The organism is Myxococcus vastator (assembly GCF_010894475.1).
GTDB classification, from domain to species: Bacteria; Myxococcota; Myxococcia; order Myxococcales; family Myxococcaceae; genus Myxococcus; species Myxococcus vastator.
On record NZ_JAAIYB010000933.1, the window covers coordinates 1 to 671 of the forward strand.

At 68.6% G+C, this 671-nt stretch carries 1 pseudogene; it reads right to left on the reverse strand.

Going from position 1 to position 671, the window contains the following annotated elements:
• Window positions 1–248: 248 nt before the first annotated feature.
• Window positions 249–671, reverse strand: a pseudogene (locus tag G4D87_RS38415) (LysM peptidoglycan-binding domain-containing protein); the annotation flags it as partial.

Genomic DNA, 671 nt, shown 5'->3' on the forward strand with positions numbered 1-671 from the left:
CGGGAGTTCGGTGTGGGTCGTCGTGGTCATGGGGCTCTCCGTGAAGCGGTTTTGATGGTTGGACCGCCATGGCCGCCGGAAATCATCGGTCGGTCGGAAAAATCGCGGGCCCTCCATGCCGCCCCCGCGTCTCGGTCGCGCACCGGCGCGAGGCCGCTGCGCCCTGCGGGGTTCGCTCGAAACGACGAAGCCCCCGGTCCTTGTCGGGACCAGGGGCTTCGGAAGCGGCACAGGTGTGCGACGGGGCGCTACACGATGGGCATGAAGACCTTGAAGCCGGTGCGGCCGTTGTTGGTCGTGTTGCTCTCGATGAAGTCGCTGGCGGACGAGCGGCCGTCGCCGGTGGTGATGGCCGTGTGGCCGTAGATGCTGCCCAGTCGAGTGGAGGTGCTCTCCCAGGTGAGGACGAGGCCCGGAATCTTCAGCGCCTCCTCCAGCGACATGTTGACCTGCTTGAACTTGTCGCGGGGCAGGTTGTTGTCAATCTGGTTGCCGTTGCCCCAGACCTTGACGCCGAAGGCGTTCTGGATGGCCCGGCTCACGCCCGTGGCGCACAGGCCCTGGCTGTTGTAGCCGCCCATGCCCAGTGCGGCCGAGCGGCCCGCCTCCGCGAGCCGGCGCATCGCCGCAGTCGCGTTGCTGGGACCGGCGCCCGTCGGACCGCCCACGCC